This window comes from Cupriavidus sp. D39 (assembly GCF_026627925.1).
In the GTDB taxonomy this organism is placed as follows: domain Bacteria; phylum Pseudomonadota; class Gammaproteobacteria; order Burkholderiales; family Burkholderiaceae; genus Cupriavidus; species Cupriavidus ulmosensis.
This window is the reverse complement of the sequence record NZ_JAPNLE010000009.1, coordinates 4,993,299-5,016,671: the sequence shown is the minus strand read 5'-3', so window position 1 is coordinate 5,016,671 and position 23,373 is coordinate 4,993,299. Positions and strand designations below refer to the sequence as shown.

At 68.1% G+C, this 23,373-nt stretch carries 17 protein-coding genes and 2 pseudogenes; 10 read left to right on the top strand and 9 right to left on the bottom strand.

Features of this window, described 5'->3' with window-relative positions:
- The first annotated feature begins 119 nt into the window (after positions 1-119).
- Together rsxB and nth are read left to right on the top strand one after the other, a co-directional pair.
- Positions 120-944, top strand: coding sequence for an electron transport complex subunit RsxB (gene rsxB, locus OMK73_RS35425; protein ID WP_267606088.1), 825 nt, complete (start codon positions 120-122; stop codon positions 942-944).
- Entirely contained in the window at positions 941-1,585 is a 645-nt protein-coding gene (gene nth / locus OMK73_RS35420; RefSeq protein ID WP_267606086.1) for an endonuclease III, read from the top strand. The genes rsxB and nth overlap by 4 nt, the downstream gene beginning before the upstream one ends.
- 599 nt (positions 1,586-2,184) lie before the next feature.
- Here nth and OMK73_RS35415 read toward each other — a convergent pair.
- Positions 2,185-2,772: a malonic semialdehyde reductase gene (locus OMK73_RS35415; RefSeq protein WP_267606085.1), complete on the bottom strand. Its 588-nt coding sequence runs from the start codon at positions 2,770-2,772 to the stop codon at positions 2,185-2,187.
- A gap of 84 nt (positions 2,773-2,856) precedes the next feature.
- The gene (locus tag OMK73_RS35410; protein ID WP_267606084.1) at positions 2,857-3,801 is read right to left on the bottom strand and encodes a DMT family transporter; all 945 of its coding nucleotides are present in this window, start codon (positions 3,799-3,801) and stop codon (positions 2,857-2,859) included.
- 143 nt (positions 3,802-3,944) lie between these two features.
- Between OMK73_RS35410 and OMK73_RS35405 the strand changes: the two are divergent.
- Together OMK73_RS35405 and OMK73_RS35400 are read left to right on the top strand one after the other, a co-directional pair.
- A pseudogene (locus tag OMK73_RS35405) lies at positions 3,945-4,375 on the top strand (DUF1841 family protein).
- Between the two features lie 175 nt (positions 4,376-4,550).
- A complete protein-coding gene (locus tag OMK73_RS35400; protein WP_420715692.1) occupies positions 4,551-5,813 on the top strand; it encodes a phospholipase A in 1,263 nt (420 codons plus the stop codon).
- A 5-nt stretch (positions 5,814-5,818) separates the two neighbouring features.
- On the opposite strand, the gene OMK73_RS35395 is transcribed toward OMK73_RS35400, so the two are convergent.
- Positions 5,819-6,259 (bottom strand): thioredoxin family protein, encoded by a 441-nt coding sequence (locus OMK73_RS35395; RefSeq protein ID WP_267606083.1) that lies wholly within the window; start codon positions 6,257-6,259, stop codon positions 5,819-5,821.
- A gap of 89 nt (positions 6,260-6,348) precedes the next feature.
- The gene (gene grpE / locus OMK73_RS35390; protein WP_267606081.1) at positions 6,349-6,906 is read right to left on the bottom strand and encodes a nucleotide exchange factor GrpE; all 558 of its coding nucleotides are present in this window, start codon (positions 6,904-6,906) and stop codon (positions 6,349-6,351) included.
- Between the two features lie 274 nt (positions 6,907-7,180).
- On the opposite strand from grpE, the gene OMK73_RS35385 reads away from it, so the two are divergent.
- A complete protein-coding gene (locus OMK73_RS35385) occupies positions 7,181-7,336 on the top strand; it encodes a hypothetical protein (protein WP_267606080.1) in 156 nt (51 codons plus the stop codon).
- Positions 7,337-7,380: 44 nt separating this feature from the next.
- Here OMK73_RS35385 and OMK73_RS35380 read toward each other — a convergent pair whose 3' ends face one another.
- The 3 genes from OMK73_RS35380 to hrcA form a co-directional block, all read right to left on the bottom strand.
- Positions 7,381-7,776, bottom strand: coding sequence for an RNA-binding S4 domain-containing protein (locus OMK73_RS35380; protein WP_267606079.1), 396 nt, complete (start codon positions 7,774-7,776; stop codon positions 7,381-7,383).
- Positions 7,777-7,809: 33 nt separating this feature from the next.
- Positions 7,810-8,925, bottom strand: a complete 1,116-nt coding sequence (hemH, locus tag OMK73_RS35375) for a ferrochelatase (protein ID WP_267606078.1) — start codon at positions 8,923-8,925, stop codon at positions 7,810-7,812.
- Between the two features lie 112 nt (positions 8,926-9,037).
- Positions 9,038-10,075: a heat-inducible transcriptional repressor HrcA gene (hrcA, locus tag OMK73_RS35370; protein WP_267606076.1), complete on the bottom strand. Its 1,038-nt coding sequence runs from the start codon at positions 10,073-10,075 to the stop codon at positions 9,038-9,040.
- Between the two features lie 114 nt (positions 10,076-10,189).
- On the opposite strand from hrcA, the gene OMK73_RS35365 reads away from it, so the two are divergent.
- From OMK73_RS35365 to OMK73_RS35355, 3 genes and pseudogenes are all read left to right on the top strand, one after another.
- Positions 10,190-11,107, top strand: coding sequence for an NAD kinase (locus tag OMK73_RS35365; RefSeq protein WP_267606075.1), 918 nt, complete (start codon positions 10,190-10,192; stop codon positions 11,105-11,107).
- A gap of 72 nt (positions 11,108-11,179) precedes the next feature.
- Positions 11,180-12,898: pseudogene (gene recN / locus OMK73_RS35360) on the top strand (DNA repair protein RecN); the annotation flags it as partial.
- An 825-nt stretch (positions 12,899-13,723) separates the two neighbouring features.
- Positions 13,724-15,202 carry a S8 family peptidase gene (locus OMK73_RS35355; protein WP_420715631.1) on the top strand — a complete coding sequence of 493 codons (1,479 nt, stop codon included), beginning with the start codon at positions 13,724-13,726 and terminating at the stop codon, positions 15,200-15,202.
- Between the two features lie 71 nt (positions 15,203-15,273).
- Here OMK73_RS35355 and rrtA read toward each other — a convergent pair whose 3' ends face one another.
- Both rrtA and glnE read right to left on the bottom strand, forming a co-directional pair.
- Positions 15,274-15,909 (bottom strand): rhombosortase, encoded by a 636-nt coding sequence (rrtA, locus tag OMK73_RS35350; RefSeq protein WP_267606073.1) that lies wholly within the window; start codon positions 15,907-15,909, stop codon positions 15,274-15,276.
- Positions 15,906-18,746, bottom strand: a complete 2,841-nt coding sequence (gene glnE, locus OMK73_RS35345) for a bifunctional [glutamate--ammonia ligase]-adenylyl-L-tyrosine phosphorylase/[glutamate--ammonia-ligase] adenylyltransferase (protein ID WP_420715691.1) — start codon at positions 18,744-18,746, stop codon at positions 15,906-15,908. Before glnE ends, rrtA begins: the two co-directional genes overlap by 4 nt.
- Before the next feature lie 255 nt (positions 18,747-19,001).
- Between glnE and OMK73_RS38540 the strand changes: the two genes are divergently transcribed.
- Positions 19,002-19,820, top strand: coding sequence for a hypothetical protein (locus OMK73_RS38540; RefSeq protein WP_324291800.1), 819 nt, complete (start codon positions 19,002-19,004; stop codon positions 19,818-19,820).
- Complete coding sequence (locus OMK73_RS35340; RefSeq protein ID WP_324291799.1) at positions 19,795-23,331, top strand: YhdP family protein; 3,537 nt, start codon at positions 19,795-19,797, stop codon at positions 23,329-23,331. The genes OMK73_RS38540 and OMK73_RS35340 overlap by 26 nt, the downstream gene beginning before the upstream one ends.
- Positions 23,332-23,373: the final 42 nt, after the last annotated feature.

The following is a 23,373-nucleotide window of genomic DNA, read 5'->3' as shown; positions in this document are numbered from 1 at the left end:
CGCATCATCGCGCGTTTCTGCACTGCGGCGAAATCGGGGATAATCCCTGCCGCGTGCCCGTTCCGGCCAGGAAAAAGAGAACGGCATCCGCGCCGTACCCGCAAACCCCAAAAGCTGTCGTGACCGCTATTTCCCAGACCCTCGCCGATCGCCTCGAAGCCCTGCTGCCGCAGACCCAATGCACCAAGTGCGGCTTCGACGGCTGCCGTCCCTATGCCGAAGCCATGGCAGCGGGCGAAGCAGCCTGCAATCGCTGCCCGCCGGGCGGGGAGGAGGGCATCCGCCGCCTGTCGGCGCTGCTTGGCACGCCGCCGCAGCCGCTGGACCCGGAGCGGGGCGTGGAACAGGCGCGCGCGGTGGCGGTGATCGATGAAGCGCTGTGCATCGGCTGCACGCTATGCATCCAGGCTTGCCCGGTCGACGCCATCGTTGGCGCGCCCAAGCAGATGCATACCGTGCTGGCGGACTGGTGCACCGGCTGCGACCTCTGCGTGGCGCCCTGCCCCGTCGACTGCATCGCCATGATTCCCGTCACCGCGCAGCGTACCGGCTGGGCCGCCTGGTCGCAGGCGCAAGCGGACGAAGCCCACGCGCGCTACCTCGCCCGCCGCTCGCGGCTCGTGTGCGAGCGCGTGGAAAACGATGCGCGCCTGGCGGCCAAGGCGGCCGCCAAACTGCAGGCGCTACAAGCCGAAACCACGCAAAGCGAAGAGGAACGGGCGGCGCAGGCACGCAAGCAGGCCATCATCCAGGCCGCCATCGAGCGGGCGCGCCTGAAGCAACAAGCGGTGCTGCCGCGCAATACCGAGAACGTCTTGCCTGCCGTGCAGGCACAGATCGACGCCGCCGAGGCCCGCCGCGCCAGGGCCGGCCTGACAGCCCCGCCGGGCCAGCCCGATCCGGATGCCGCGCCCGGCCCCAACCCAGCCCCCAAGGACGAATGAACGCAGCCAAGTGCCGCGCCCTGTTCGAGACACTGCGCGAAGTCAACCCGACCCCTGTCACCGAGCTGGAATACAGCTCGCCGTTCGAGCTGCTGATTGCCGTGCTGCTGTCCGCGCAGGCCACCGACGTGGGCGTGAACAAGGCCACGCGCAAGCTCTACCCCGTGGCGCACAGCCCGGAGCAGATGCTGGCGCTGGGCGAGGACGGGCTGATCGAATACATCAAGACCATCGGCTTGTACAAGACCAAGGCCAAGCATGTCATCGCGACCTGCCGCATCCTGGTCGAGCAGCACGGCGGCCAGGTGCCGCGCGACCGGGCCGCGCTGGAGGCCCTGCCGGGCGTGGGCCGCAAGACCGCCAACGTGGTGCTCAATACCGCGTTCGGCGAGGCCACCATCGCCGTCGACACGCATATCTTCCGGGTGGCCAACCGCACCGGCCTGGCGCCCGGCAAGAACGTACAAGTGGTCGAGCAGAAACTGCTCAAGACGGTGCCGCAGGAGTTCATGCATGATGCGCACCACTGGCTGATCCTGCATGGGCGCTATGTCTGCAAGGCGCGCAAGCCCGAGTGCTGGCACTGCGCGATCGAGCCGCTGTGCGAATACCGCGAGAAAACCGAGGCGCCGCGCATCTGAGCGCAGGCAAGAAAACCCGCGCTTTGGCGGGTTTCAGCTTGCCGACAAAGGTCGATTTACGTTGTCGCGCTCGCCTCTCCCGCGCGCGGGAGAGGGCGGGAGGCAATATGAAGTGCATGCGCTCACTCTGTGCGAGCGCCCGCCCTCTCCCTCGGCCCCTCTCCCACAAGTGGGAGAGGGAGCCAACCGGCGGCAAGATCAACCAATTGTGGTAGCCGTGATTTCCGCCCCCAGGCGGAAATCACCCACGCGCGATGCGAAGCGAGCCGTCAAGGTTTGAATCTCCCGTTATGCGGCGCCTCGTCGGCAAGCCAAAAGAGCGGAAAAGAGGGACCCATGTCTGAGCATCGCCCTAAGGCGATGTGAGTTTGGGTCCCGGCCGCTCTTTTGGCTTGACGACGAGGAGTCTTTCGCCGCATCCGGGTCGCCTTCTTTGCCTACTTTCTTGGCGAGACAAGAAAGTAGGTCGCCGCCCCGCAGGGGCGGTGAAACTGCCTTTGACTTTAAGCTTTTGACGTTAAGCCGTTGAAATTTGCACCTCTGTCAGCAGCCTGAGACCCACGCATTGGCGGGTCTTTTTTATCTGCCGGCGCTTGCACTCAAACGATGCGGCAGGCTTCGTCGAACGACAGCCGCGGGCTGCGCGGGAACAGCTTGTCAGCCTCGCCATAGCCCAGGTTCACCAGGAAATTGACCGACCACTTGCCGTCGGCGAAGAAGGCAGCATTGACCTTGGCGGCATCGAAACCGGCCATCGGGCCGCAATCCAGGCCAAGGGCGCGCGCGGCCAGGATGAAATAGCCGCCTTGCAGCGAGCTGTTCATCAGTGCGTCGCGGGCGATCTTTTCCGGCTGGCCGGCGTACCACGAACGCGCATCGGCGTGCGGGAACAGCTTGGGCAGCTGATCGTGGAAGGCGTTGTCGAAGGCGACGATGGCGGTGACCGGTGCCGAGCGGGTCTTCTCGACGTTACCTGCCGACACGCACTCGACCAGGCGAGCCTTTTCCGCCACGCTCTTGACGAAGACGATGCGCGCCGGCGAACCGTTGGCAGCCGTCGGGCCAAACTTCATCGCGTCATAGATCTGGTGAAGCACGGCATCGTCCACTTGACGGTCTTGCCACACGTTGTGGGTACGCGCTTCGGTGAACAGCTGGGCGATTGCAACCTGGTCGATCGGTTTCATGCGGTCGGTTCCTGAACGAGAAGTAAGAACCGGATTGTATCTAAGACGCCGCCCGCGCCCCACTAGCGATTTTGAGCAAGGGGTTCAATTCTGTTGCACATCCTGCGCGCCGGAACCCTTGCGGGTCAGCCAAAGCACGCCCGCCAGGATCAAGCCACCGCCAAGCGCCTGCGTCAGCCCCACATGCTCCCCCAGCAAAAGCGCCGCCAAGATCACCGTTACCACCGGCTCCAATGTGGACAACATCGAAGCCCGCGCCGCGCCAAGCCGTTGCAAGCCGGCAAAGAAGGTCAGGATCGCCAGGACCGTGGACAGCAACGCGATCGCCAGCATCGCCAGCCAGCCTGCGACGCTCTGCGGGAACTGCGGGGGCACGCCGGCGCCCGCGCGCAACATCCCCACCACGACATAGACCACCGCCGCCGCACTGCACACCACGGTGGTGGTGGCCAGAGGATTGACACCCGCCGTCACGCGCGCGCCCACGATGATGTAGACCGAGTAGATCGCGGCCGAGGCCAGCCCAAGCCCGATGCCCAGCGCCGAGCCCTGGCCACCGCCCACCGTGAGCCCCGCCCCGACCGAGCACAGCATGAGCGCGATCACGGATGCCGTGCCGAGCCGTTCCTTGAGGAAAATGGCGGCGAGGATGGTGACAAAGAGCGGGTACAAGTAAAGCAGCAAGGCCACCAGGCTGGCCTGGGCATGATTGAGCGCGGTGAAAAAGCAGAATGATTGGCCGACATAGCCGATGCCGCCCATGGCGGCCAGCGCCAGCACCTTGCGCCAGCCCGGCAGGCTAACGCCACGCAGGCGCATCGCGAACGCCAGCGCGCCCGCGGCCAGCACGAAACGCACCGCCAGCAGGCCGTAGACATCGGCACCCGCGTCGTAGGCAAAGCGCGCGAAGATCGCCATGGCGCCAAAGGCGCTGGCCGACAGGGCGATCAGCAACACGCCCGCGAGCTGCTCACGGGCATGACGCAGGGGCGGCCGGACACTAGCGGAGGAGGAGCGGGAAGCGGACATGGCGGCGCGCGGGCAGGAAATGGACCGGCGACGCCGGGCAACGCCGCATTCTAGTGGCTGGCAGGCCGATTCGGTCAGCTTGCGGGCGGCGGACTTGCGCTGCGCTGCAGCAGTGGATGAGCTCGTTTACAATAGCGGGCATCATGTTCAATCCCTCCCGCGAAGAAGTCCGCCGTTTTTTCTGCGAAGCCTGGCAGAAGCAACGCGCAGGCAGCATCCTCACCCCCTCGAAGTCATTGCGGTCGACTGGATCGGCGAGCATCCCGAGTATCACAGCCTGCTGACCGACACGGAAGGCGCGCTGACTCAGGATTACACGCCTGAAGGCGGCCAGACCAATCCCTTCCTGCACCTGGCCATGCACCTGTCGATCTCCGAGCAGGTATCCATCGACCAGCCCCCGGGCATCCGCCGCGCCTACGAATCCCTGGCGCAGCGCCTGGACTCACCGCACGAGGCGCAGCATCAGGTCATGGAATGCCTCGGTGAAATGCTTTGGCAGGCACAGCGCACCGGCATGCCACCGGATGGCGAGCAATACATCGCTTCGATCCAGCGCCGCGCTACCCGCTAGGTGACGTCCCGGGCCCATCGGAACTGGGTACAAATCATCACAAAATTCTGGCGCATGGCGTGATAGTCACGTGATAGGCTGTACCGCGTCGCAATATCCTGCCGCGTGCGCATCACCTCTTCGCGAGGCTGCGCTGCCCTTACCCCATGCTGCCCAGCACGCTCAAGCCCGAGATCTGCCGCGCTGCGGCCAAGCCCCCGCCCTCCTGCTGGCGCTCGCCCTCCTGGCCGCCTGGCCGCTATCTAGCCACGCTGCCGTGGCACTGCTGCAGCCACCAAAGGTGGTCGACGGCACCAAGCCCCTGACCCTGACCTTGTTGTTGAGCGCCGACGGCGCGAACCGTAGCTTCCTCGTCCCCCAGGCGATCGACGTCACGGCTTCGGCCGATCTGCAGGCCCCCGTCAGGCTCAGCATGCAACGCGTCACCGCGGGTCCCGCCACGATCAAATTGCGCAAGGGCGAGCACCGCACCGTCGAGTACAGCGCGGCATTGCCGCCCAACCTGCGTGGCGTGGTGCGACTGGATCCCGTGGACATCGACGCCGCGCCTGTGCTGGTCACGCTCAACCGCGCCCCGCGCGCCGACGACCCGCCATCGGCCCAGGTCGCGGCAACCCCGGCACTCGCAACACGTGTCGAAGGCAGCCCCCAGGCTGCGCCGGTTGTGCCTGTCATCCCGGTAGCAGCCGCCAGCCAGGCGGCCCCCATCCAGCCAGACCTGCAAGACCAGGGGCGGCTGACCTTCAACGACCCGATGTACTTCATGGCCGGGGCGCATGGCGGGGCCAACGCCAAGTTCCAGTTCAGCTTCAAGTTCCGCATCTACCAGGGCGAGAACCCGGCTTCGCGCGGCTTGCTTGAAAACCTGTACTTCGGTTACACGCAGTTTTCGCTGTGGGATTTGTCGAGCGACTCGCGGCCGTTCCGCGACACCAACTACCGGCCGAGCCTGTTCTATTACCTGTCGGACACCGGGGTACAGAACCGCGTGATCAGACGGCTCTCGCTCGCCGCCGGCCTGGAGCATGAGTCGAATGGCCGCGACGGCGACCAGTCGCGCAGCATCAATACGGTGTTCGTCAAACCCACGTTTTACCTGGGGGACATGACCAACTGGCACTGGAGCATCTCGCCCAAGCTGTACTACTACATCGAGAAGAACGACAACTCGGACATTGCCAGCTACCGGGGCTACATGGACCTGAAGCTGGCCTACGGCAAGCCGGACTCATGGGAGTTCGCCACCACCCTGCGCAAAGGCACGCAGAAGTACTACGGCAGCGTCGATGCGTCGGTGACGTATCCGCTGGCCAGGCTGATCCCCGGCACGGCGGGTTACCTGATGGCGGGCTATTTCGTGGGTTATGGCGAGAGCTTGCTGGACTACAACCACAAGCTGCCTTGGCAATTCCGGCTGGGATACGCGCTGTCGCGCTGACCCGCCTAACCGGCCAGCGGCTTGCCGCTAGCCTTCAGCCGCGCGTTGGCCACCGCCGCGGCAAACTGGCCCTGCCCATGCCAGCCGGTGGCCCGCCCCAGCTTCTTGCCCTTGTGGAAGAACATGAAGACCGGGATGCCGTGCAGGCCGAAGCGCTTGCCCAGCTCCGGGTGCGCATAGACGTTGGCGTGCAGCCAGTGCAGCTCCAGCGCCCGCACCGGCGCCGGATTGGCCAGCATGGCTTTTTTCGCCATCTCGCAATTGAAGCAGTCCACACCCCAGAAAAACACACAAACCAGCGCATCGCCAGCAGCGGCGATGGCGCCATCGATGTCGGCACCATCTACCGCGCGCATGCCGAACGCGTCGAAGACGCGGTGGTCGAGGTGCGCCGCCGGATCCACGGCGGTGCCAGGCATGGCGGGGTTGTCTGGCTTTGTGGACATAGACGTCTCCGGCAATGGAAAACGCCCGGGCCAGCGGCACCGGGCGTTGCTTGTGCCAGCCCGCCGGGCGGACAGCAAAGAGGTTGCGCTTACTTGGGTGCGGACACCGTAACCAGCGCCGGGCGCAGCACGCGATCAGCAATCGTGTAGCCGCGCTGCAGCACCGTGACCACGGTGTTCGGCTCCTGCGGCGCCGGCACCATCGAAATGGCCTGGTGACGGTGCGGATCGAACTTCTCGCCAACCGGGTTCAGCTCGACGATCTTGCCCTTCTCGAAAGCGCTGACGAGCTGGCGGGCGGTCAGTTCGACCCCTTCGCGCAGCTTGGCGATATCGCCCGACCCGTCGGCCAGCGCCGCCTGCAGGCTGTCCATCACGGGCAGCAGGTAGTCGGCAAAGGTCTCAATGGCGAATTTATGGGCCTTGGCGACGTCCTCCTGGGCGCGGCGGCGGATGTTCTCGCCCTCCGCGGTAGCCCGCAGGAACATGTCGTAGTTCTCCTTGGCCTTGGCTTCAAGCGCGGCCAACTGGGCCGCCACGTCCGCCGCGGCGGCGTTCTCGGCCTGGCCGGCCGGGGCGGTGTTCAGCTCCTCGCTGGCTGGCGTGAGCGGCGGCGTGGTGGATGGCGTCTGCTTCTGTTCTTCCATGTCGATCCGTATCAAAACAAAGACGCGGCCTGCCTGGCGCAGGCCGCCGGGTGGTCAATCGGCAAATGTAGCCTGCAGTTGGTGGCAGGCCCTCAATTTTCAAGAGCGCACAGCGACGGTGCACTGAAACACAAGGTTACAAATGGGGGTGCGCGGAAATAGGGGTCATATTGCTTTGCAACAGCGCACACCCTAAGATGAAACCGTATAAAAATGACAAAAATAACGGGGTCGAAGATGCAACTCAAGTGGGGCCACTCTCGAAAGGTTAGCCATGCATAAGCTGCCTGTTCTGACGGTCTTCCTTCTCGCCGCATTATCGGTGATGACAGCCTTCATCTGCCTCTCTGGCGCCTTCACGCCACGAGACACCGAATACGGCAGCGGCAAGGCGGTATTCAAGCATTACATCGTTCCCTACGTTCGCTGACCCAGCCGGGTGATTGCGGGCGACTGCACGTGCGGCCGTCCGCCTCACCCTCTGACCCCGTCGATCTGCCGACGGTCACGCTTGGTCGGGCGCCCCTGCAGCTTCGATGCAGGCTCCACGTTAAGGCGCCGATTCTCGGCATCCTGCCGCCGGCGCGCCTCGCTGGCCTCGGTTTCCGCATAGAGCGTCTGGGCTACCGCAGCCGGGCCGCGCAGCCCTGCAATCCCTTTCACCACGACTTCCCAGCGTTGCTGGTGCGCCTCCAGGACGACGGTGTCTCCCGGCTTCACCTCGCGCGAACTCTTGCACGCCTGGCCGTTGACCTGCACCTTGCCACGCTCCACCGCCTCGGCGGCCAGCGAGCGGGTCTTGAAGAAGCGCGCGCACCACAGCCATTTATCGATGCGCAGGCGGGCATCGGCCTCGAAAGATACACTCATGTCGTCACCTCCATGCGTTGAGCAGCGCCACGCTCATGCCGCGGCGCCGCGCGTCTGCGCTTGCGTGCGGCGGGCCTCCAGCTCATGCGAATGCGGCAGCCGCAGCGGCCAGCCCTGCAAGTGCTGCAAGCCGATCTCCGCCAGCCCGGCAATCCAGCTTTCCGAATCGTTGAGGCAAGGAATATAGTGGAACACCTTGCCGCCTGCCACATGGAACTCGGAGCGCCCTTCCATCGCGATCTCCTCCAGTGTCTCGAGGCAATCGGCCGGAAAGCCCGGGCAAAACACGTCGACCCGCCCGGTGCCGACCTTGCCGAGTTCCTGCAAGGTGGGCGCGGTATAGGGCTGCAGCCACTCCGCCTTGCCAAAGCGCGACTGGAAAGTGACCTGGTACTGCCCAGGCTGCAGGCCCAGTGCCTCGCCCAGCAGGCGCCCGGTCTTGAGGCACTCGCAATGATAGGGATCGCCGAGTTCCAGCGTGCGGCGCGGCACGCCGTGGAACGACAGGATCAGCTTGTCGCCCCGCGCGAAATCCGGCGTGCCATGCTGCGCCCAGTATGCCCCCACCTGCTGGTGCAAGGCGGCAATGTACGCCGGATGGTCGTGGAAATGCTTGACCAGCCGCAGCTCCGGCTGGTTTCGCCACTGCTTGAGTACCCGGAACACCTCGTCGAAGCCCGTCGCCGTGGTGGTGCCGGAGTACTGCGGGTACAGCGGCAGCAGCAGGATGCGCTCGGTCCCCTGGCGGCGCAGCGCTTCCAGCACCGAGCCGATCGACGGATTGCCGTACCGCATGGCGCACGCCACGGTCACTTCATGGCCTTGCTGGTTCAGCAGCAGCTGCAGGGCGTGTGCCTGGCGCTCGGTGTGCACCAGCAGCGGGGAACCCGTCATATGGGCCTCGCGCAGCCAGATCGACTCGTACTTCATCGCCGAGGCGCGCGAGCGCAGCGGCACGATGATGCCGTACAGCAGCGGCAGCCAGGCCGCGCGCGGGATCTCCACCACACGCGGGTCGGACAGGAACTGCTTGAGGTAGCTGCCGACCGCCTTCGGCGTTGGCGCATCCGGCGTGCCAAGGTTGATCAGCAGGATGGCCGTGCGCGGCGCCTGGCCATGCTGGTAGGCCGGTTCGGGAGTAAACGTCATGTAATTTCCGGTGTGGCGGGGCGGCGCCGGCACAAGGCGCGCGGCAGCCAGGGCTCGCCGAGCTTACAGGATCTGGGGAACAGGCAGTCTGTGAGACCGGGCCAGGCCAACACTAGTTCTGGCTGAGCGCGCTGGACAACAGGCGCGCGGTGATGTCGACGATCGGAATGACCCGTTCGTAGGCCATGCGGGTCGGCCCGATCACCCCGAGCGTGCCGACGATCTGGCCGTCGACTTCGTAGGGCGCGGTAATGACCGCCATGTCTTCCAGCGGCACCAGCTTGCTCTCGCCGCCGATGAAGATCTGCACGCCCTGGGCGTGGCTGGAGACATCGAGCAGCTTGAGCAGGCCGGTCTTGTGCTCGAACACGTCGAACAGGCGGCGCAGCTTTTCCATGCTGGAGGACAGGTCCTCCACCTCCAGCAGCTTGCGCTCGCCCGAAATGAAGACGTGATCGTCGTCCCCCTCGGCCATGGCGCTGCTGCCCGCCTCGACCGCCGCCTGCATCAGCTGCGACATATCCATGCGCAGCGCCTGCAGCTCGCCGCGCAGGTGGTTGCGCACGTTGTCGAAACTCATGCCGGCAAAGTGCGAGTTGATGAAATTGGCGGCTTCGACCAGCTGGGACGGGGTGTACGGCAGCTCGGTCTGGATGATGCGGTTCTGCACGTCGCCCTCAGGGGTGACGATGATCAGCAGGATGCGCTTGTCCGACAGCCGCATGAATTCGACCTGGCGGAACGCCTGGGCGCGCCGTGGCGTCATCACCACGCCGGCGAATTGCGACAGGTTGGACAAGGTGTGCGCCGCCGAGGTGATCATCCGCTGCGGCCCGAGCTGCTGGCCCTGCAGCTGGCCCCGGATCTTGCCGGTCAGCTCGGCCAGGTTGAGCGCGCCGTCCAGCGGCTGGGCGGTCAGCATGGTATCGACGAACAGCCGGTAGCCACGCGGCGTGGGGATACGCCCGGCCGAGGTATGCGGGCTGGTAATGAACCCCATTTCCTCCAGGTCGGACATCACATTGCGGATGGTCGCCGGAGACAGGTCGAGCCCCGAGTACTTCGACAAGGTTCGAGAGCCCACGGGCAGCCCCTCGGCGATGTAGCGCTCGATGAGGGTTTTGAGAAGCGTTTTCGCACGTTCATCCATGATGTTCCTGATTTTACGCAAGTTTTCACCATTCGGGCGGCTCATCCGCGATCCGGCCCGGCGGCGAGCGCCCTCCTGCTGACAATGGTCACGGCGGTATGGTCTAATCCCGGCATGTCTTCGCTCCCCAAGCCCGGCGCCGCGCGCGCCCCATTTCGCACCGTCGCCCTGATCGGCAGGTACGCCACTGCCGGCATCGAGGGCCCGCTGGAAGAGCTGGCCGCCTGTATCCTCAGGAACGGCCAGGATGTGGTGTTCGAGCGCGAAACCGCCCTGGCCACCGGGCTGACCGACTATCCGGCGCTGGCGCCCAACGAAATCGGCAAGCATGCCGATGTGGCGGTGGTGCTCGGCGGCGACGGCACCCTGCTGGGCCTGGCGCGCCAGCTGGCCGGCTACCCGGTGCCGCTGATCGGCGTGAACCACGGGCGCCTCGGCTTCATGACCGACATCCCGTTGGAGGATGTGCACTCGGTGCTCCCGGACATGCTGGCGGGCCGCTACGAGTCCGAGACCCGCATGCTGCTGGAGTCCCAGGTGGTGCGCGACGACGGCGTGATCTTCTCCGCGCTGGCCTTCAACGACGTCGTGGTCAACCGTTCCGGCATTTCCGGCATGGTCGAGCTGGCGGTGTCGGTGGACGGCCACTTCATGTACAACCAGCGCTCCGACGGCCTGATCGTCTCCACGCCGACCGGCTCGACCGCCTATGCGCTGTCGGCAGGCGGCCCGATCCTGCACCCTACCTTGTCGGGGCTGGTGCTGGTGCCGATTGCCCCGCATGCGCTGTCCAACCGCCCGATCGTCCTGCCGCACGATGCCGAGGTGTCGATCGAGGTCGCCACGGCGCGCGACGCCAGCGTGAACTTCGACATGCAGTCGCTGACCTCGCTGCTGCCGGGCGACCGCATCGTGGTGCGCCGCTCGGCCAAGACCGTCAACCTGCTGCACCCGATCGGCTACAACTATTACGCCACGCTGCGCAAGAAGCTGCACTGGCACGAGTACCCGAGCGAAGACAACCGGCTCTGATCCGCCCCGGTCCGCACCGAACCGGCCCAGATCCGCCCCCTGACATCACCCAGCCCCGACCAGTCGACCACGATGCTGCGCAGCCTGTCCATCCGCGATTTCGTCATCGTCGATACGCTCGACCTCGACTTCTCCCCGGGCTTCACCGTCTTCACCGGCGAGACCGGCGCCGGCAAATCGATCCTGATCGATGCGCTGGCCCTGGTGCTGGGTGAGCGTGCCGATGCCGGCGTGGTCCGCGAAGGCGCCGCCCGGGCCGGCATCAGCGCCACCTTCTCCACCCCGGCCGGGCTCGACGCGTGGCTGGCCGAACATGACCTCACCGGCGACGAAGGCACGGTGCTGCTGCGCCGTACCGTCGACGCCAGCGGGCGCAGCAAGGCCTTTATCAACGGCGGCGCCGCCACGCTGGGCCAGCTGCGCGACATCGGCGACCGCCTGGTCGATATCCACGGCCAGCATGCCCATCAGTTGCTGCTGCGCCCGGACGCCCAGCGCCTGCTGCTCGATGCGCATGCCGGGCTCACCGCGCAGGCCGGCGCGGTGGCCGAAGCCTGGCGCTCGTGGCGCGCGTGCGTGCGCCAGCGCGAAACCGTCGAGCACCGCTCGCGCGAGATGCAGCTGGAACGCGAGCGGCTCGAATGGCAGGTCGGCGAGCTCGAGAAGCTGGCACCCCAACCCGGCGAATGGGAAGACATCCAGGCCGAGTACAACCGGCTGTCACACGCCGCCGGGCTGATCGAGGGCAGCCGCGCTGCGCTGGAGGCGCTGTCCGAGGCCGATGGCTCGGTGCTGTCGGGGCTCAACAGCGTGGTGCAGCGCCTGCGCCAGATGGCTGACGTCGACCCCGCGCTGGGTGACGTCCTGGCGGCGCTGGACCCGGCGCTGGTCCAGGTCGAGGAGGCCGCGCACTCGCTCAACCGCTACGTCGACCGGATCGACCTGGACCCCGAACGCTTGCAGGTGGTGGAGGCGCGCATGCAGGCGCTGCACACCACCGCGCGCAAGTACCGGATGCCGCCGGAGCAGTTGCCGGACGAACTGATGGCGCGCCGCCAGCAACTGGACGATCTCCAGTCCGCCCAGGACCTGAACAAGGCGATGGCGCGCGAGGCCGCGGCCCGCGCCGCCTACCTCACCATCGCCCAGCACCTCGGCGCCGCCCGCAAGATGGCGGCCGAAAGCCTGTCGGCCGCCGTGACGGATGCCATGCAGGGCCTGTCCATGGCGGGCGGCAGTTTCGCGGTGGCGCTGCACCCGCTCGACGAAGGGCAAAGCCATGGGCTGGAACAAGTCGAGTTCCTGGTGGCAGGCCATGCCGGCGTCAGCGCGCGCCCCCTGGCCAAAGTGGCGTCGGGCGGCGAGCTGGCTCGGATCAGCCTGGCGATTTCCGTCATTACCAGCGAGGCCGCGCCCACCCCGACCCTGATCTTCGACGAGGTCGACACCGGCATCGGCGGCGCGGTGGCCGAGGTGGTGGGCCGCCGCCTGCAGGAACTCGGCCGCGCTCGCCAGGTGCTGTGCGTGACCCACCTGCCCCAGGTGGCCGCCCAGGCCGGCGCCCACCTGCTGGTCAGCAAGGAGACCAGCCAGCCCGACGGCAACGGCTCGGTCACCCGCTCGCGCATCCGCGCCCTCGACGCCGCCGGCCGCGTGGTCGAAACCGCACGCATGCTGGGTGGGACCACCGTGACGGCCACCACAGTGCAACACGCCGAGGAGATGCTCGCGCAAGGCCTGCGCGGCACCACCGGCACGGCCTGGAAACGCGCCGTTCGCGGCGCAGCGCAGGCTGATTGCCCGCGCCCTGGCCAGCAACCATTCAGGAGTTTCCCCATGTCACTCGGCAAACAGCCGCACTCCCGCTCACTGGCTCGCCCGCTGCGAATCACCGCCGCCTGCGGCCTGCTGGCCCTGCTAGCCCTGACCGCTTGCCAGGCGCAACAGCGCCCGTCGGCGCCGCCGCTCAACAGCATCAGCGCCGATCGCGCCGTAGGCGATATCATGGTGCGTTTCTCCGCGCCGCCCGTCACCGTGTCCGAAGAAGCCGATCGCTTGCTGGCGTCGATTGCCGGCCCGATCCGCTTCGTCGTCAAGCGGCCCATGTCGGGCGGCGTCTGGCTGGTCACCGCGATCTCCGCGTCGGCCGATGCCACGATCGACCAGGCGGTCGCCACGCTGCGCGGCGCCCCTCGCATCGAGCTGGCCGAGCCTGACCGCGTGCTCAAGCCGAATCGCACCCAGCCCACCGGCCGCGACATGCCGGCGAGCTGAATCCGGCGGCTGCCCGATTGCTGTCGTCGGAATGCATGGCCTGGACGTTGAAGGTTGAAGATTGCAGGTAGAAGATTGCAGGTTGAATGCTGTAACCGCGGTCAGTCCGAAGCGGGCTCAACGGGAGAACGTAGACATGCAGGCACAGCGTCAATTCCGATCCGGCAAAACGCGGCGCACACCGCGCCATGCAGCCCTGCTGCTGGCGCTGGGCGCCGCCCTCTGGCTGGGCGCCCCCGCCGCAGCCAGCGCGGCCCCGACCCCGCCGCGCGCCCCGCGCCGCACTACACCGGCAACTTTATCGTGCGCTGGCGCGACGGCAGCACAAGCACAACCACCAGCATGAGCGCCAGCAGCGCCGGCGCGAGCGACAGCGCTGCCGCCAGCGGCCTGTCCGAGCGCATGCTGAGCGTGCGCCAGAGCACTGGCGTGGCGCTCTCGGTCAAGCGCCAGATGGGCGGCAGCCTGCAGCTGCTGAGCGTTTCCGGCAGCGATGCCGCCGACCCGGAAGGCACCGCCGCCCGGCTGCGCCAGGATCCGCGCATCGCGGATGTGGTGCCGGACCGCTGGCTGCGGCTGCACGACACCGTGCCCAACGACCCTGAGTTCGCGCTCAACCAGCCCTACCTCGGCACCCCCGCCCAGGTGGTGGGCGGCGTGAACCTGCCGCCCGCCTGGGACCGCACGCGCGGCAGCAGCAGCCTGGTGATCGCCGTGCTCGACACGGGCTCCCTGCCGCACCCGGATCTTGCCGGCCGCCTCGTGCCCGGCTATGACTTCATCACCGATCCGTCCATCGCCAACGACGGTGGGGGCCGGGACGCCGACGCCACCGACGCCGGCGACGGCGTGCCGGTGGGGTTCACCTGCCCAGGCACCTCCACGCCTACCACGACCGCCACCAACAATAGCTGGCACGGTACCCGCGTGGCGGGCACGCTTGGCGCACTCACCAATAACGGGGTGAACATCGCCGGCGTGGACTGGAACGCCCGCATCCAGCCGGTGCGCGTCTCCGGCCGCTGCGGCGCGCTGCTCTCGGACACCGTGGACGGCATGCGCTGGGCCGGCGGCCTGTCCGTGCCCAATGTGCCGGCCAACCCCACCCCGGCGCGCGTGATCAACGTAAGCCTGGGCGGCGGGACCTGTTCCAGCATCGAGCAGCAAGCCGTGACTGACCTCGCCGCGAATGGCGTGGTGGTGGTCGCCGCCACGGGCAACAGCGCCGGCGCGGTCGAGGCGCCTGCCGACTGCAGCGGCGTGGTGGCCGTGACGGCGCACGCCAATGACGGCGAGAACGCCAGCTATGCCAATGTGGGGCCGCAGGTTGCGCTGAGCGCGCCGGGCGGTGGCTGCGGCAACTCCAAGGTGTCGGGCGGCAAATGCTCGGTGGCGGAGTCGTTCATCCGGGCCCTGTCCAATGACGGCACCACCTCGCTTGGCAACTACATCGTCAACAACTCGCAAGGCACCAGCTTTGCCGCGCCACTGGTATCGGGCGTGGTGTCGCTGATGCTCGCCGCCAATCCGGCGCTCACGCCCGCCCAGGTACTTGCCACCTTGAAGAGTTCGGCACGGCCCCATCCGGCCGGCACCTATTGCACGGCTACCGCCAATGCCGGCAAATGCGGCGCGGGCCTGCTCGATGCCAATGCAGCCGTGGCCGCCGGCACGCAGGTGGTCCAGCCGGCGCCCGCTGCGCCAGCCACCTCCTCGGGCGGTGGCGGCGCGCTGTCGTGGCCGCTCGCGCTCGGGCTGTGCGCGCTTGGCCTGCTGCTGAACTGGGTCGGACGCCGCCGGCGCCCGGTGAAATCGCGTTGAAATCGCATTGAAGTCATGGTGAACGCGGGGCACCGGCCGGCCTGCGCCGGCTGCGTCCCCTCGCAGCGCGCCTATGCGCGTGGCTGGCCGTGGCGGCGCTGCCACCACTCCTGGACCAGCCATAGGCCCAGGCCGGCCAGCGCGCCGGCCGCGTGCGAGATACGCACGACCCCGAACCCCCACTGCGCATCGAATACCACCGGCGCGAGCCACGACTGCTCAAGCCAGGTCTTGACCAGCACCCCAAGGCAGAGCGCCACGCCGAGCACGCGCGACACGCCGCTGCCATGGAGCAGGCGCAGCCCGCCCCACAAGGCCAACCCGTGCAATGCGCCGGACAACCCGCCGTACCAACCCACCGACGGCACCCGGCATAGCGCCAGTTGCACCGCTACGCCGCAGGCGAGCAGGACCGCCAGCATCGCGCCGGCGCGCGCCTCGCGGCCAATCAGCAGGAACAGGCCCGCGGCGGCCAGCAGGTCCGCCAGCCAGTGCTGCCAGCCAAGGTGGACCCACATGGCCGTCAGCAGGCGCCACCATTGGCCCGCCGCACCGTGACCCATGACCGCATCGCGCAGATAGAGCCCGTGCGCGTGCAGCCAGGGGACGAAGGTAAATGCGGCACCCAGGGCGGCCGTTAGCGCCAGTACGGCCAGCACGCCCAGCCATCCCGGCCAGCGCGCCGCGCCGGCCGCCTGCGGGTTCATCTGGCGCCGGTGGCAACCGGCTCGCCGAACACCGCTTGCCAGAGGGTGCGCACGTGTTCCGCCTCTTGCGCCACCACGGCCGGCGCGACGCGCGCATGAACCTGCCCGTCCAGGCGCAACTGGTGCTGGCGGGCGCGGAATGCGCGATACGCGTCGCCCACCTCGCGCGCCAGCGTGGCATCGATCAGGCCGATCTCGCCAGCGGTGCGCAGCAGCGCGATATTGCCGGCATTGCGCGTGAGCGCAGGATGATCGTGGCTGTGCAACAGCACGAGGTATTGCACCGCGAACTCGATGTCGACCATGCCGCCGCGATCATGCTTGAGGTCGAACAAACCGCTTGGGTTGGGATGCCCCTCGGCCACCTTGTGGCGCATGGCGACGATCTCGCCGCGCAGCGTGGCGGCGTCGCGCGGCTGGCGCAGGATCTCGTCGCGCAGGCTTTCGAAGTGCGAGCCGATCTCGGGGTCGCCCGCGCAAAAACGCGCGCGCGTGAGCGCCTGGTGCTCCCACACCCACGCAGTGTTGTCGCCCTCGCGCTGCTGGTAGCGGCGAAAGCCCTCGAAGCTGGTCACCAGCAGCCCGGCCTCGCCGTTGGGCCGCAAGCGCGTATCGACGTCGAACAGCGTGCCGGCAGCGGTATGGCTGGTCAGCCAGGTGATCAGGCGGCGCGCGTAGGCGGCGTAGACGTCGGGCGCGCGCTCGTGCTCGTCCTCGTAGAGGAAGATGATGTCGAGGTCAGAGGCATAGCCCAGCTCCTTGCCACCCAGCTTGCCGTAGGCAATCACGGCAAAGCGCGGCTGCTCGGCGTGCCGGGTGGCCAGCTGGCGCCAGACTGCCTGCAGGGTCACGTCGAGCATGGCATCGGCCAGGTCCGACAGCCGGTCGGCGATCTGCTCCACGGTCACCATGCCCTGCAGGTCCTGCAGCAGGATGCGGAAGGTCTCGGCATGATGTTCGCGGCGCAGGATGTCCATCTGCGCTTCGATCTGTCCGTCGGCCGCGTCGAGGCGCGCGGCCAGGCGGCTGCGAAAGTCGTTCCAGTCGGGCGCGCGCGCCAGGGCATCGCTGTCGAGCAGTTCGTCGAGCAGTTGCGGGTGGCGGGTCAGATAGGCGGCGGCCCAGCTCGATGCGTGCAGCGTGTCGGCCACGCGCGCCATCGCCTGCGGGTACTCGGAAAGCAGGGACAGGTAGGACGCACGGCGGCTGATGGCATCCAGGAAATCGACAAAGCGGGCGATGGTGCGGTCGGCATCGTCCTGGCGCGATGCCAGGTCAAGCGCGCGGTTGACCAGCAAGTCGAAGCGCACTCGGCTGGGCTCGGACAACGCGCGGTAGCGCAGCGAGGCGCCGATGGCGCGCAAGCGGTCGAGCAGCCCGGTGCAATCGCTGAAGCCGGCTGCGGCCAGGCGCTCGCACGGCGGTTCATCCTGCTCTTCCTGGATCAACGCGGGCCACAACGCCTCGCACTGCGCATGCGCTTCATCGGGGTCCGAGAACGTAGCCTCGAACTGTTGCGCCACCGGATCCTGCAGCGATGCCAGGCGCTCGAGCAAGGCCGGCCAGTCGGCGCAGCCCATCATCTTCGCCACCGCCAGTTGCTCCTCTTCCGAGGTGGGCAGGTGGTGCGTCTGGGCATCGTCGCGATACTGCAGCCGATGCTCGAGCTGGCGCAGGAAGCGGTAGGCGTTGGCCAGTTGCTCGGCCTGGCCCGCGGGCAGCAGCCCATGCTCCACCGCCACCGTCAGCACTTCCAGGGTGGGCCGGATGCGCAGCGCCGGGTCCTGGCCGCCACGGATCAGCTGGAAGACCTGGGCCATGAACTCGATCTCGCGGATGCCGCCGCGCCCGAGCTTGATATTGAAGGCACGCGGGTTGACGCGCTGGCCGCTGCCCGGCGCCGCCAGCCCGCCGCTGCGCTTGGCCGCCTCGGCGCGGATCTGCGCATGCAGCGAGCGGATCGCCGCAATCACGCCGTAGTCGAGGTAGCGGCGGAAGACGAAGGGCGTGGTCAGGCTGGCCAGTTGCGCGGCGGTACGCTGCGCATGCGGGGTATCCAGCGCCGACACCACCCTGCCCTTGATCCAGGCGTAGCGCTCCCACTCGCGCCCCTGCACCATCAGGTACTGCTCCAGCATGCCGAGGCTGCAGGCCAGCGGTCCGGCGTCGCCATTGGGACGCAGGCGCATGTCGACGCGGAACACGTAGCCATCTCCGGTCACGTCGGCCAGCAGGTTGATCAGGCGCCGTCCCAGGCGGATGAAATATTCGTGATTGGACAAGCTGCGTTGCCCGCCACGGGTGTCGCCGTCTTCGTCGTACAGGAAGATCAGGTCGATATCGGACGACACGTTGAGCTCGCGGCCACCCAGCTTGCCCATGCCGACCACCACCAGCTCCTGCACTTCCCCGCTGCTCTCCCCGACCGGGCGGCCATAGGTCGGGGCGAGGTCCGCCTCCAGCATGGCCAGGCCGTACTGGATGCCCAGCTCGGCCAGGTCCGTCATCGCGCCGGTGACTTCGCCCAGCGTCGACAGGCCGCGCAGATCGCGCTCGATCACCACGCACATCACTTCCGCGCGCAAGCGGCGCAGCGCGCGCTTGATGGCATCCTCTACATCGGACGACGGCTCGTGCAGGACCTTGAGCCGCGCTTCCATCCAGGCGCGCGTGAGCGGCTGCTCGCGTGCGCGCGCGACGATTTCGGCCAGATCGGGACGCGCCTGCGCCATGCGGCGGGTGTAATGGGAATAGGCGGGCGAGTACAATGCCATGCCGGCGCATTCGACCGGCACGAGTTCCGCGGCGGCCACCACTGCGAACGGGCCCGTGGCCATGTCGGCCACAGCCTGCCTGGCAGCGCTGGAAGTGTTGCCGGGCGCATGTTCGCCGGCAGGACCATCCGCGGCTGCGGCACGGTTTGCGCCATCGGTTGCGGCGGTATCGGGCGCGGCCGCGGAACTCGTCGGATCAGTGGAAGTCATTCCTGTTACTTGGTAGCGCGTGAGCCGGCCCTGGGCCGGCGCGCGCGTTATGCACGGCCGGTCAGGCACCGTATTGGAGAGCGCCTAGTATTGTCGGATAATCTGCGCATGTCCAGCCACGCCACCCCACCTGCCGATCCCTCCGCCGCCACCGCCGGCGGCACGCCGGCACTTGATGGGGCCGCCGGTGCAGGCTCAACCCCGTTGCCGCGAAGCGGCCGGCGCGCGCTCGCGTTTGCGCGCGCGGTCGGCCGGGCTCTGCTCGCTGGCTTGCGCCATCCCGTCTGGCGCGGCCTGGGACGCGTGCTGGTGCGCCTGGCCCTGGCGCTGGTGCTGCTGGCGCTGCTCGCCGGGCTCCTGATCCGCTTTGTGCTCTGGCCACAGGCCTCGGCCGCCCGCACCTGGCTGGAGCAGCGCGGCTCGGTGGCGCTCGCGGCCCAACTGAGCATCGGCCAGCTCGATACCTACTGGGATGGCTGGCATCCCGCTTTCCATGCCCGCGACGTCAAGGCCATCGATGCCGAGCAGCGCGTGCTGCTGGCCGCGGGCGAGCTCGATGGCAAGCTGTCATGGCGCTCGCTGTTCAGCATGGACGTGCTGTTCCAGAGGATCTCCGCCAGCCAGACTGACCTGCTGATCCGCCGCTCCGCCGACGGCAAGCTCAAGGTGGCCGGCATGGCCGTGGACACCACCGGCGCCCAGCCGCAGGACAACCGCCTGTTCGACTGGCTGCTGGCCCAGGGCAAGGTCGAGCTCACCGACGGCAAGCTGCGCTGGCTCGACGACAAGAACAAGCTGCCGCAACTGGACGTCGGCAATATCCAGCTCAGCGTGCAGCGCCACGGCTCGCGCCACACGTTCAAGCTCGAAGCGCAATCGGCCACGCTCGCGCCGCGCCCTCGTGGTGCAGGCGGACTTCCGCCATGAATACCTGCATCGCACGGGCGACTGGCACAACTGGTACGGGCAGGCCAGCTGGGACCTTGGCCGGCTGGAGCTCCCGGTGCTGCAGCGCTATCTCGCGATCTTCGACCGGGTCACGCGCGGCACCTTCAGCACCGACGGCACCATCGAGTTTCGCGGCGGCCAGATCACCCGCAGCCAGGCCCGGCTGCGCGCCAGCAGCGTGGACCTGAAGCTCTCCGGTGCGCCCGAAGCGCTCAAGCTCGCCAGTGCCCAGGCCTTTATCCTGCACCGCGCGGGGCGCGACCGCGACAACATCCTCACCATCGACACCCTGCTGTGGCAGCCCGAGCCGGCGGAAGGGCCGGCGGTGCCGCCGGCACGGCAAGCGCAGGCGGCCTCCGCAGCCGCGGCCGCCCCCGGCGGCGCCAGCGCGGCCGCCGGCCTGGCCAGCGGCGAAGGCGTCTGGCGCGAAGGCATGCGCAAGGTAGTGGTCGGCTGGGCCACCGACAACAAGGGCGCGTTGCGCAAATTCACACTCAAGGCGCCCACCTTCGACCTGAACACCGTGCGCGCGCTGGCCACCTCGCTGCCGCTCGACACCGCCTTGTCGCGCCAGCTGCGCGCGCTGCAGCCCTCGGGCCATGTCGACAACCTGGACGTGAACTGGACCCGGGATCGCCAGGGCATGCTGAGCCGCCGCGATGGCCAGCGCCACTTCAACGTGCAGGGCACGCTGCGCAGCGTCTCGGTGCTTGGCCAGCCCGCCAACCCGCCCGTCGGTGCGAATGGCAAGCCCCACCTGGGCGTGCCGGGCTTTTCGCGGATCTCCGGCAGCTTCAGTTTCGACGAACACCAGGGCAGCGCCCGCTTTGAAGGCAACAATGCCGCGCTGATGCTGCCGGGCATGTTCGAGGATCCGCGCCTCTCGTTCGACCAGATCAACGGCGAGGTGCGCTGGACCAACGACAATGGCAAGCTGGCAGTGCGCACCGACGGCGTGCAGTTCGCCAACGCGGATACCGCCGGCAGCGTACGCGGCACCTGGCATGCCGGCGGCGACGGGCACGGCGGCATTGCCGACCTGACCGGTGAGCTGACCCGCGCCCAGGTCAGCCGCGTGCCGCGCTACCTGCCCATGGGCATACCCGCCTCCACGCGCCAGTACCTGGCCGGCGCCCTGGTCCGCGGTGAAGCCAGCGACGTCAAGTTCCTGCTCAAGGGCGACCTGGAGCACTTCCCCTTCCACAGCCCGTTCGAGCGCGCTGGCGACTTCCGGGTCGAGGTGCCCATCCAGCACGTCAGCTACCAGATCGCGCCCCATGTGAGCGCGCCGGCGGGCAGCGCCGCCAGCGCCAGCAATGACGGCAAGGCCTGGCCGAACTTCACCGACATCAGCGGCCACTTGCTGTTCGAGCGCGGCGGGCTGTCGTTCGTCGCGCAGCGCGCTGGCGTGCAAGGCGCCGCTGGCGTCACGCTGCAGGACGTCAATGGCCGCATCGCCGACCTCGGCGAGCACGGCCGCCTGGTGCTGGACGGTAGCGCCAGCGGGGCGATGACGGCCTTCCTGCGCTTCGTCGCCGCCAGCCCGGTGCGCGACTGGACCGGCCAGGTGCTGACGGATATGCGCGCCCAAGGCAACGGCGAGCTGCGGCTCAAGCTCGACCTGCCCCTCACCGAGGCGCATGCCACCAAGGTCGACGGCCAGTTCCGGCTGCCCGGCAATGATGTGGTGCTGATCCCGCAATTGCCCGTGCTGGCCGGCACCACCGGCGTGGTCGCTTTCAACGAGCACGGCTTCCAGCTCAACGACCTGCGCGCCCGCTTCCTGGGCGGCGAGATTCGTGCCGGCGGCGGCAGCCAGCCCGATGGCACGGTCAGGGTCAATGCCGGTGGCAATCTCACCGCCCAGGGCATCCGCGAGGCGCTTGGCGGCTCGCCCGCCGCCGGGCTGATACAGAAACTGGAAGGCGGCACCGCCTACAGCGCCGTGATCGGCGTGCGCGACCACCAGCCGCAGATCACGGTGGCATCGGAGCTGGCCGGGCTGGCGGTGAACCTGCCCGCACCGATGGCCAAAAGCGCGGCGCAGGCCGTGCCATTGCGCTTTGAACTGCGCCCAGGCGCCGCCCGCGCCGGCAGCGAGGAAATGCTGGTGCAGTATGGCAACGTGCTCAATGCGCGCTATCTGCTACGCCGCAACGGCGACGGCATGGAAGTGCTGGCCGGCGGGATCGGCATCGAGCAGCCGGCGCCGCAACCCGCCAGCGGCGTCACCGCAGCGATCACGGCCAGCCGCATCGACCTGGACGCCTGGCGCGCCCTGTTCGCGGACGCCGGGGGCGCCAGTGCCGGCTCGGCGGCGCCAGCGGTGGACTACCTGCCCGAGCGCATTTCCGCGCGCACGCACACGCTGCACGCCTTTGGCCGCGAGCTCGACGATGTCGTGCTCGAGGCCACCCGCGAAAGCGCTGGCTGGGGCGTGCAGATCGAGTCCCGCCAGGTGGCGGGCAACATGCGCTGGCGCAGCGATGCAACCACACCGGCGGGCGCGCTCACGCTGCGCCTGTCGCACCTGAACATCCCCGACACGGGCGACACCGCCAACGCGGCCGATCCGCTCGACGGCAACACCGGCGACCTGCCCGCGCTGGACCTGGTTGCCGATCGGTTCGAGCTGCACGGCCGCGACTTCGGCAAGCTGGAGGTCAAGGCCCGCGCCAGCGAAAACGGCGGCGAGCCCGTGTGGACGCTGGACCGCCTGGTCATCGAGCAGCCCGGCGCCACCTTTACGGGCAGCGGCAGCTGGCGCTTGCCGCGCCGGGTACGCGACGGCGCTGCCGCCGAGCGCCGCACGCTGCTCGACTTCAAGCTCGACGTGCGCAATGGCGGCCAGGTGCTCGAACGCATGGGCCTGCCGCACATGCTGGCCGACGGGCGCGGCACCTTCGAGGGCAGGATCGCATGGCGCGGCTCGCCGCTGTCGATCGACTACCCCACCTTGTCGGGCCGGATGAAGCTCCAGCTGGAGAACGGCCAGATCCTCAGCGTGGACCCCGGCGCAGCCAAGCTGCTGGGCGTGCTCAGCCTGCAAGGCCTGATGCGGCTGGCCACCTTCGACTTCCGCGGCGTGGCGGGCCAGGGCATGGTGTTCGACGAGATCACCGGCACCGGCACGATCGAAAATGGCGTGGCCAGCACCAAGGATTTCGCGCTCAAGGGCGGGCAACTGCGCGCCTCGATGACCGGCAGCGCGAACATCCCGCGCGAAACGCAGGACCTGGATGTGACGGTCGTGCCGCGCATCAACGCCACATCCGCGTCGGTCGCCGCAGCGTTCATCAATCCCGCGCTGGGGATCGGCACGCTGGCGGCCCAGCTGATATTTGCCGACGAATTCTCCAAGGCCTTCAGCCGCCGCTTCCATATCAGCGGTGGCTGGGCGAACCCGCAGGTCATCAAAGTGGGGGAGAATAAGACCGACTCGCCCCCCGTGCGGGATTCGTCGTCCAATCGTGTCTACCCGGCGCCATAACCGTAGCGACTGGCCCTGCCCGGCGAAGCCCGCCGCGCAGCC

Excerpts from the sequence above, each read along its gene's own strand:
- OMK73_RS35415 (WP_267606085.1), bottom strand. The coding sequence starts at position 2,772 with ATGAAACCGATCGACCAGGTTGCAATCGCCCAGCTGTTCACCGAAGCG.
- OMK73_RS35410 (WP_267606084.1), bottom strand. The coding sequence starts at position 3,801 with ATGTCCGCTTCCCGCTCCTCCTCCGCTAGTGTCCGGCCGCCCCTGCGT.
- OMK73_RS35355 (WP_420715631.1), top strand. The coding sequence starts at position 13,724 with ATGAGCGCCAGCAGCGCCGGCGCGAGCGACAGCGCTGCCGCCAGCGGC.
- OMK73_RS35365 (WP_267606075.1), top strand. The coding sequence starts at position 10,190 with ATGTCTTCGCTCCCCAAGCCCGGCGCCGCGCGCGCCCCATTTCGCACC.
- hemH (WP_267606078.1), bottom strand. The coding sequence starts at position 8,925 with ATGACGTTTACTCCCGAACCGGCCTACCAGCATGGCCAGGCGCCGCGC.
- rrtA (WP_267606073.1), bottom strand. The coding sequence starts at position 15,909 with ATGAACCCGCAGGCGGCCGGCGCGGCGCGCTGGCCGGGATGGCTGGGC.
- OMK73_RS35385 (WP_267606080.1), top strand. The coding sequence starts at position 7,181 with ATGCATAAGCTGCCTGTTCTGACGGTCTTCCTTCTCGCCGCATTATCG.
- OMK73_RS35395 (WP_267606083.1), bottom strand. The coding sequence starts at position 6,259 with ATGTCCACAAAGCCAGACAACCCCGCCATGCCTGGCACCGCCGTGGAT.
- nth (WP_267606086.1), top strand. The coding sequence starts at position 941 with ATGAACGCAGCCAAGTGCCGCGCCCTGTTCGAGACACTGCGCGAAGTC.
- glnE (WP_420715691.1), bottom strand. The coding sequence starts at position 18,746 with ATGGCCACGGGCCCGTTCGCAGTGGTGGCCGCCGCGGAACTCGTGCCG.
- hrcA (WP_267606076.1), bottom strand. The coding sequence starts at position 10,075 with ATGGATGAACGTGCGAAAACGCTTCTCAAAACCCTCATCGAGCGCTAC.
- OMK73_RS35380 (WP_267606079.1), bottom strand. The coding sequence starts at position 7,776 with ATGAGTGTATCTTTCGAGGCCGATGCCCGCCTGCGCATCGATAAATGG.
- grpE (WP_267606081.1), bottom strand. The coding sequence starts at position 6,906 with ATGGAAGAACAGAAGCAGACGCCATCCACCACGCCGCCGCTCACGCCA.
- OMK73_RS38540 (WP_324291800.1), top strand. The coding sequence starts at position 19,002 with ATGTCCAGCCACGCCACCCCACCTGCCGATCCCTCCGCCGCCACCGCC.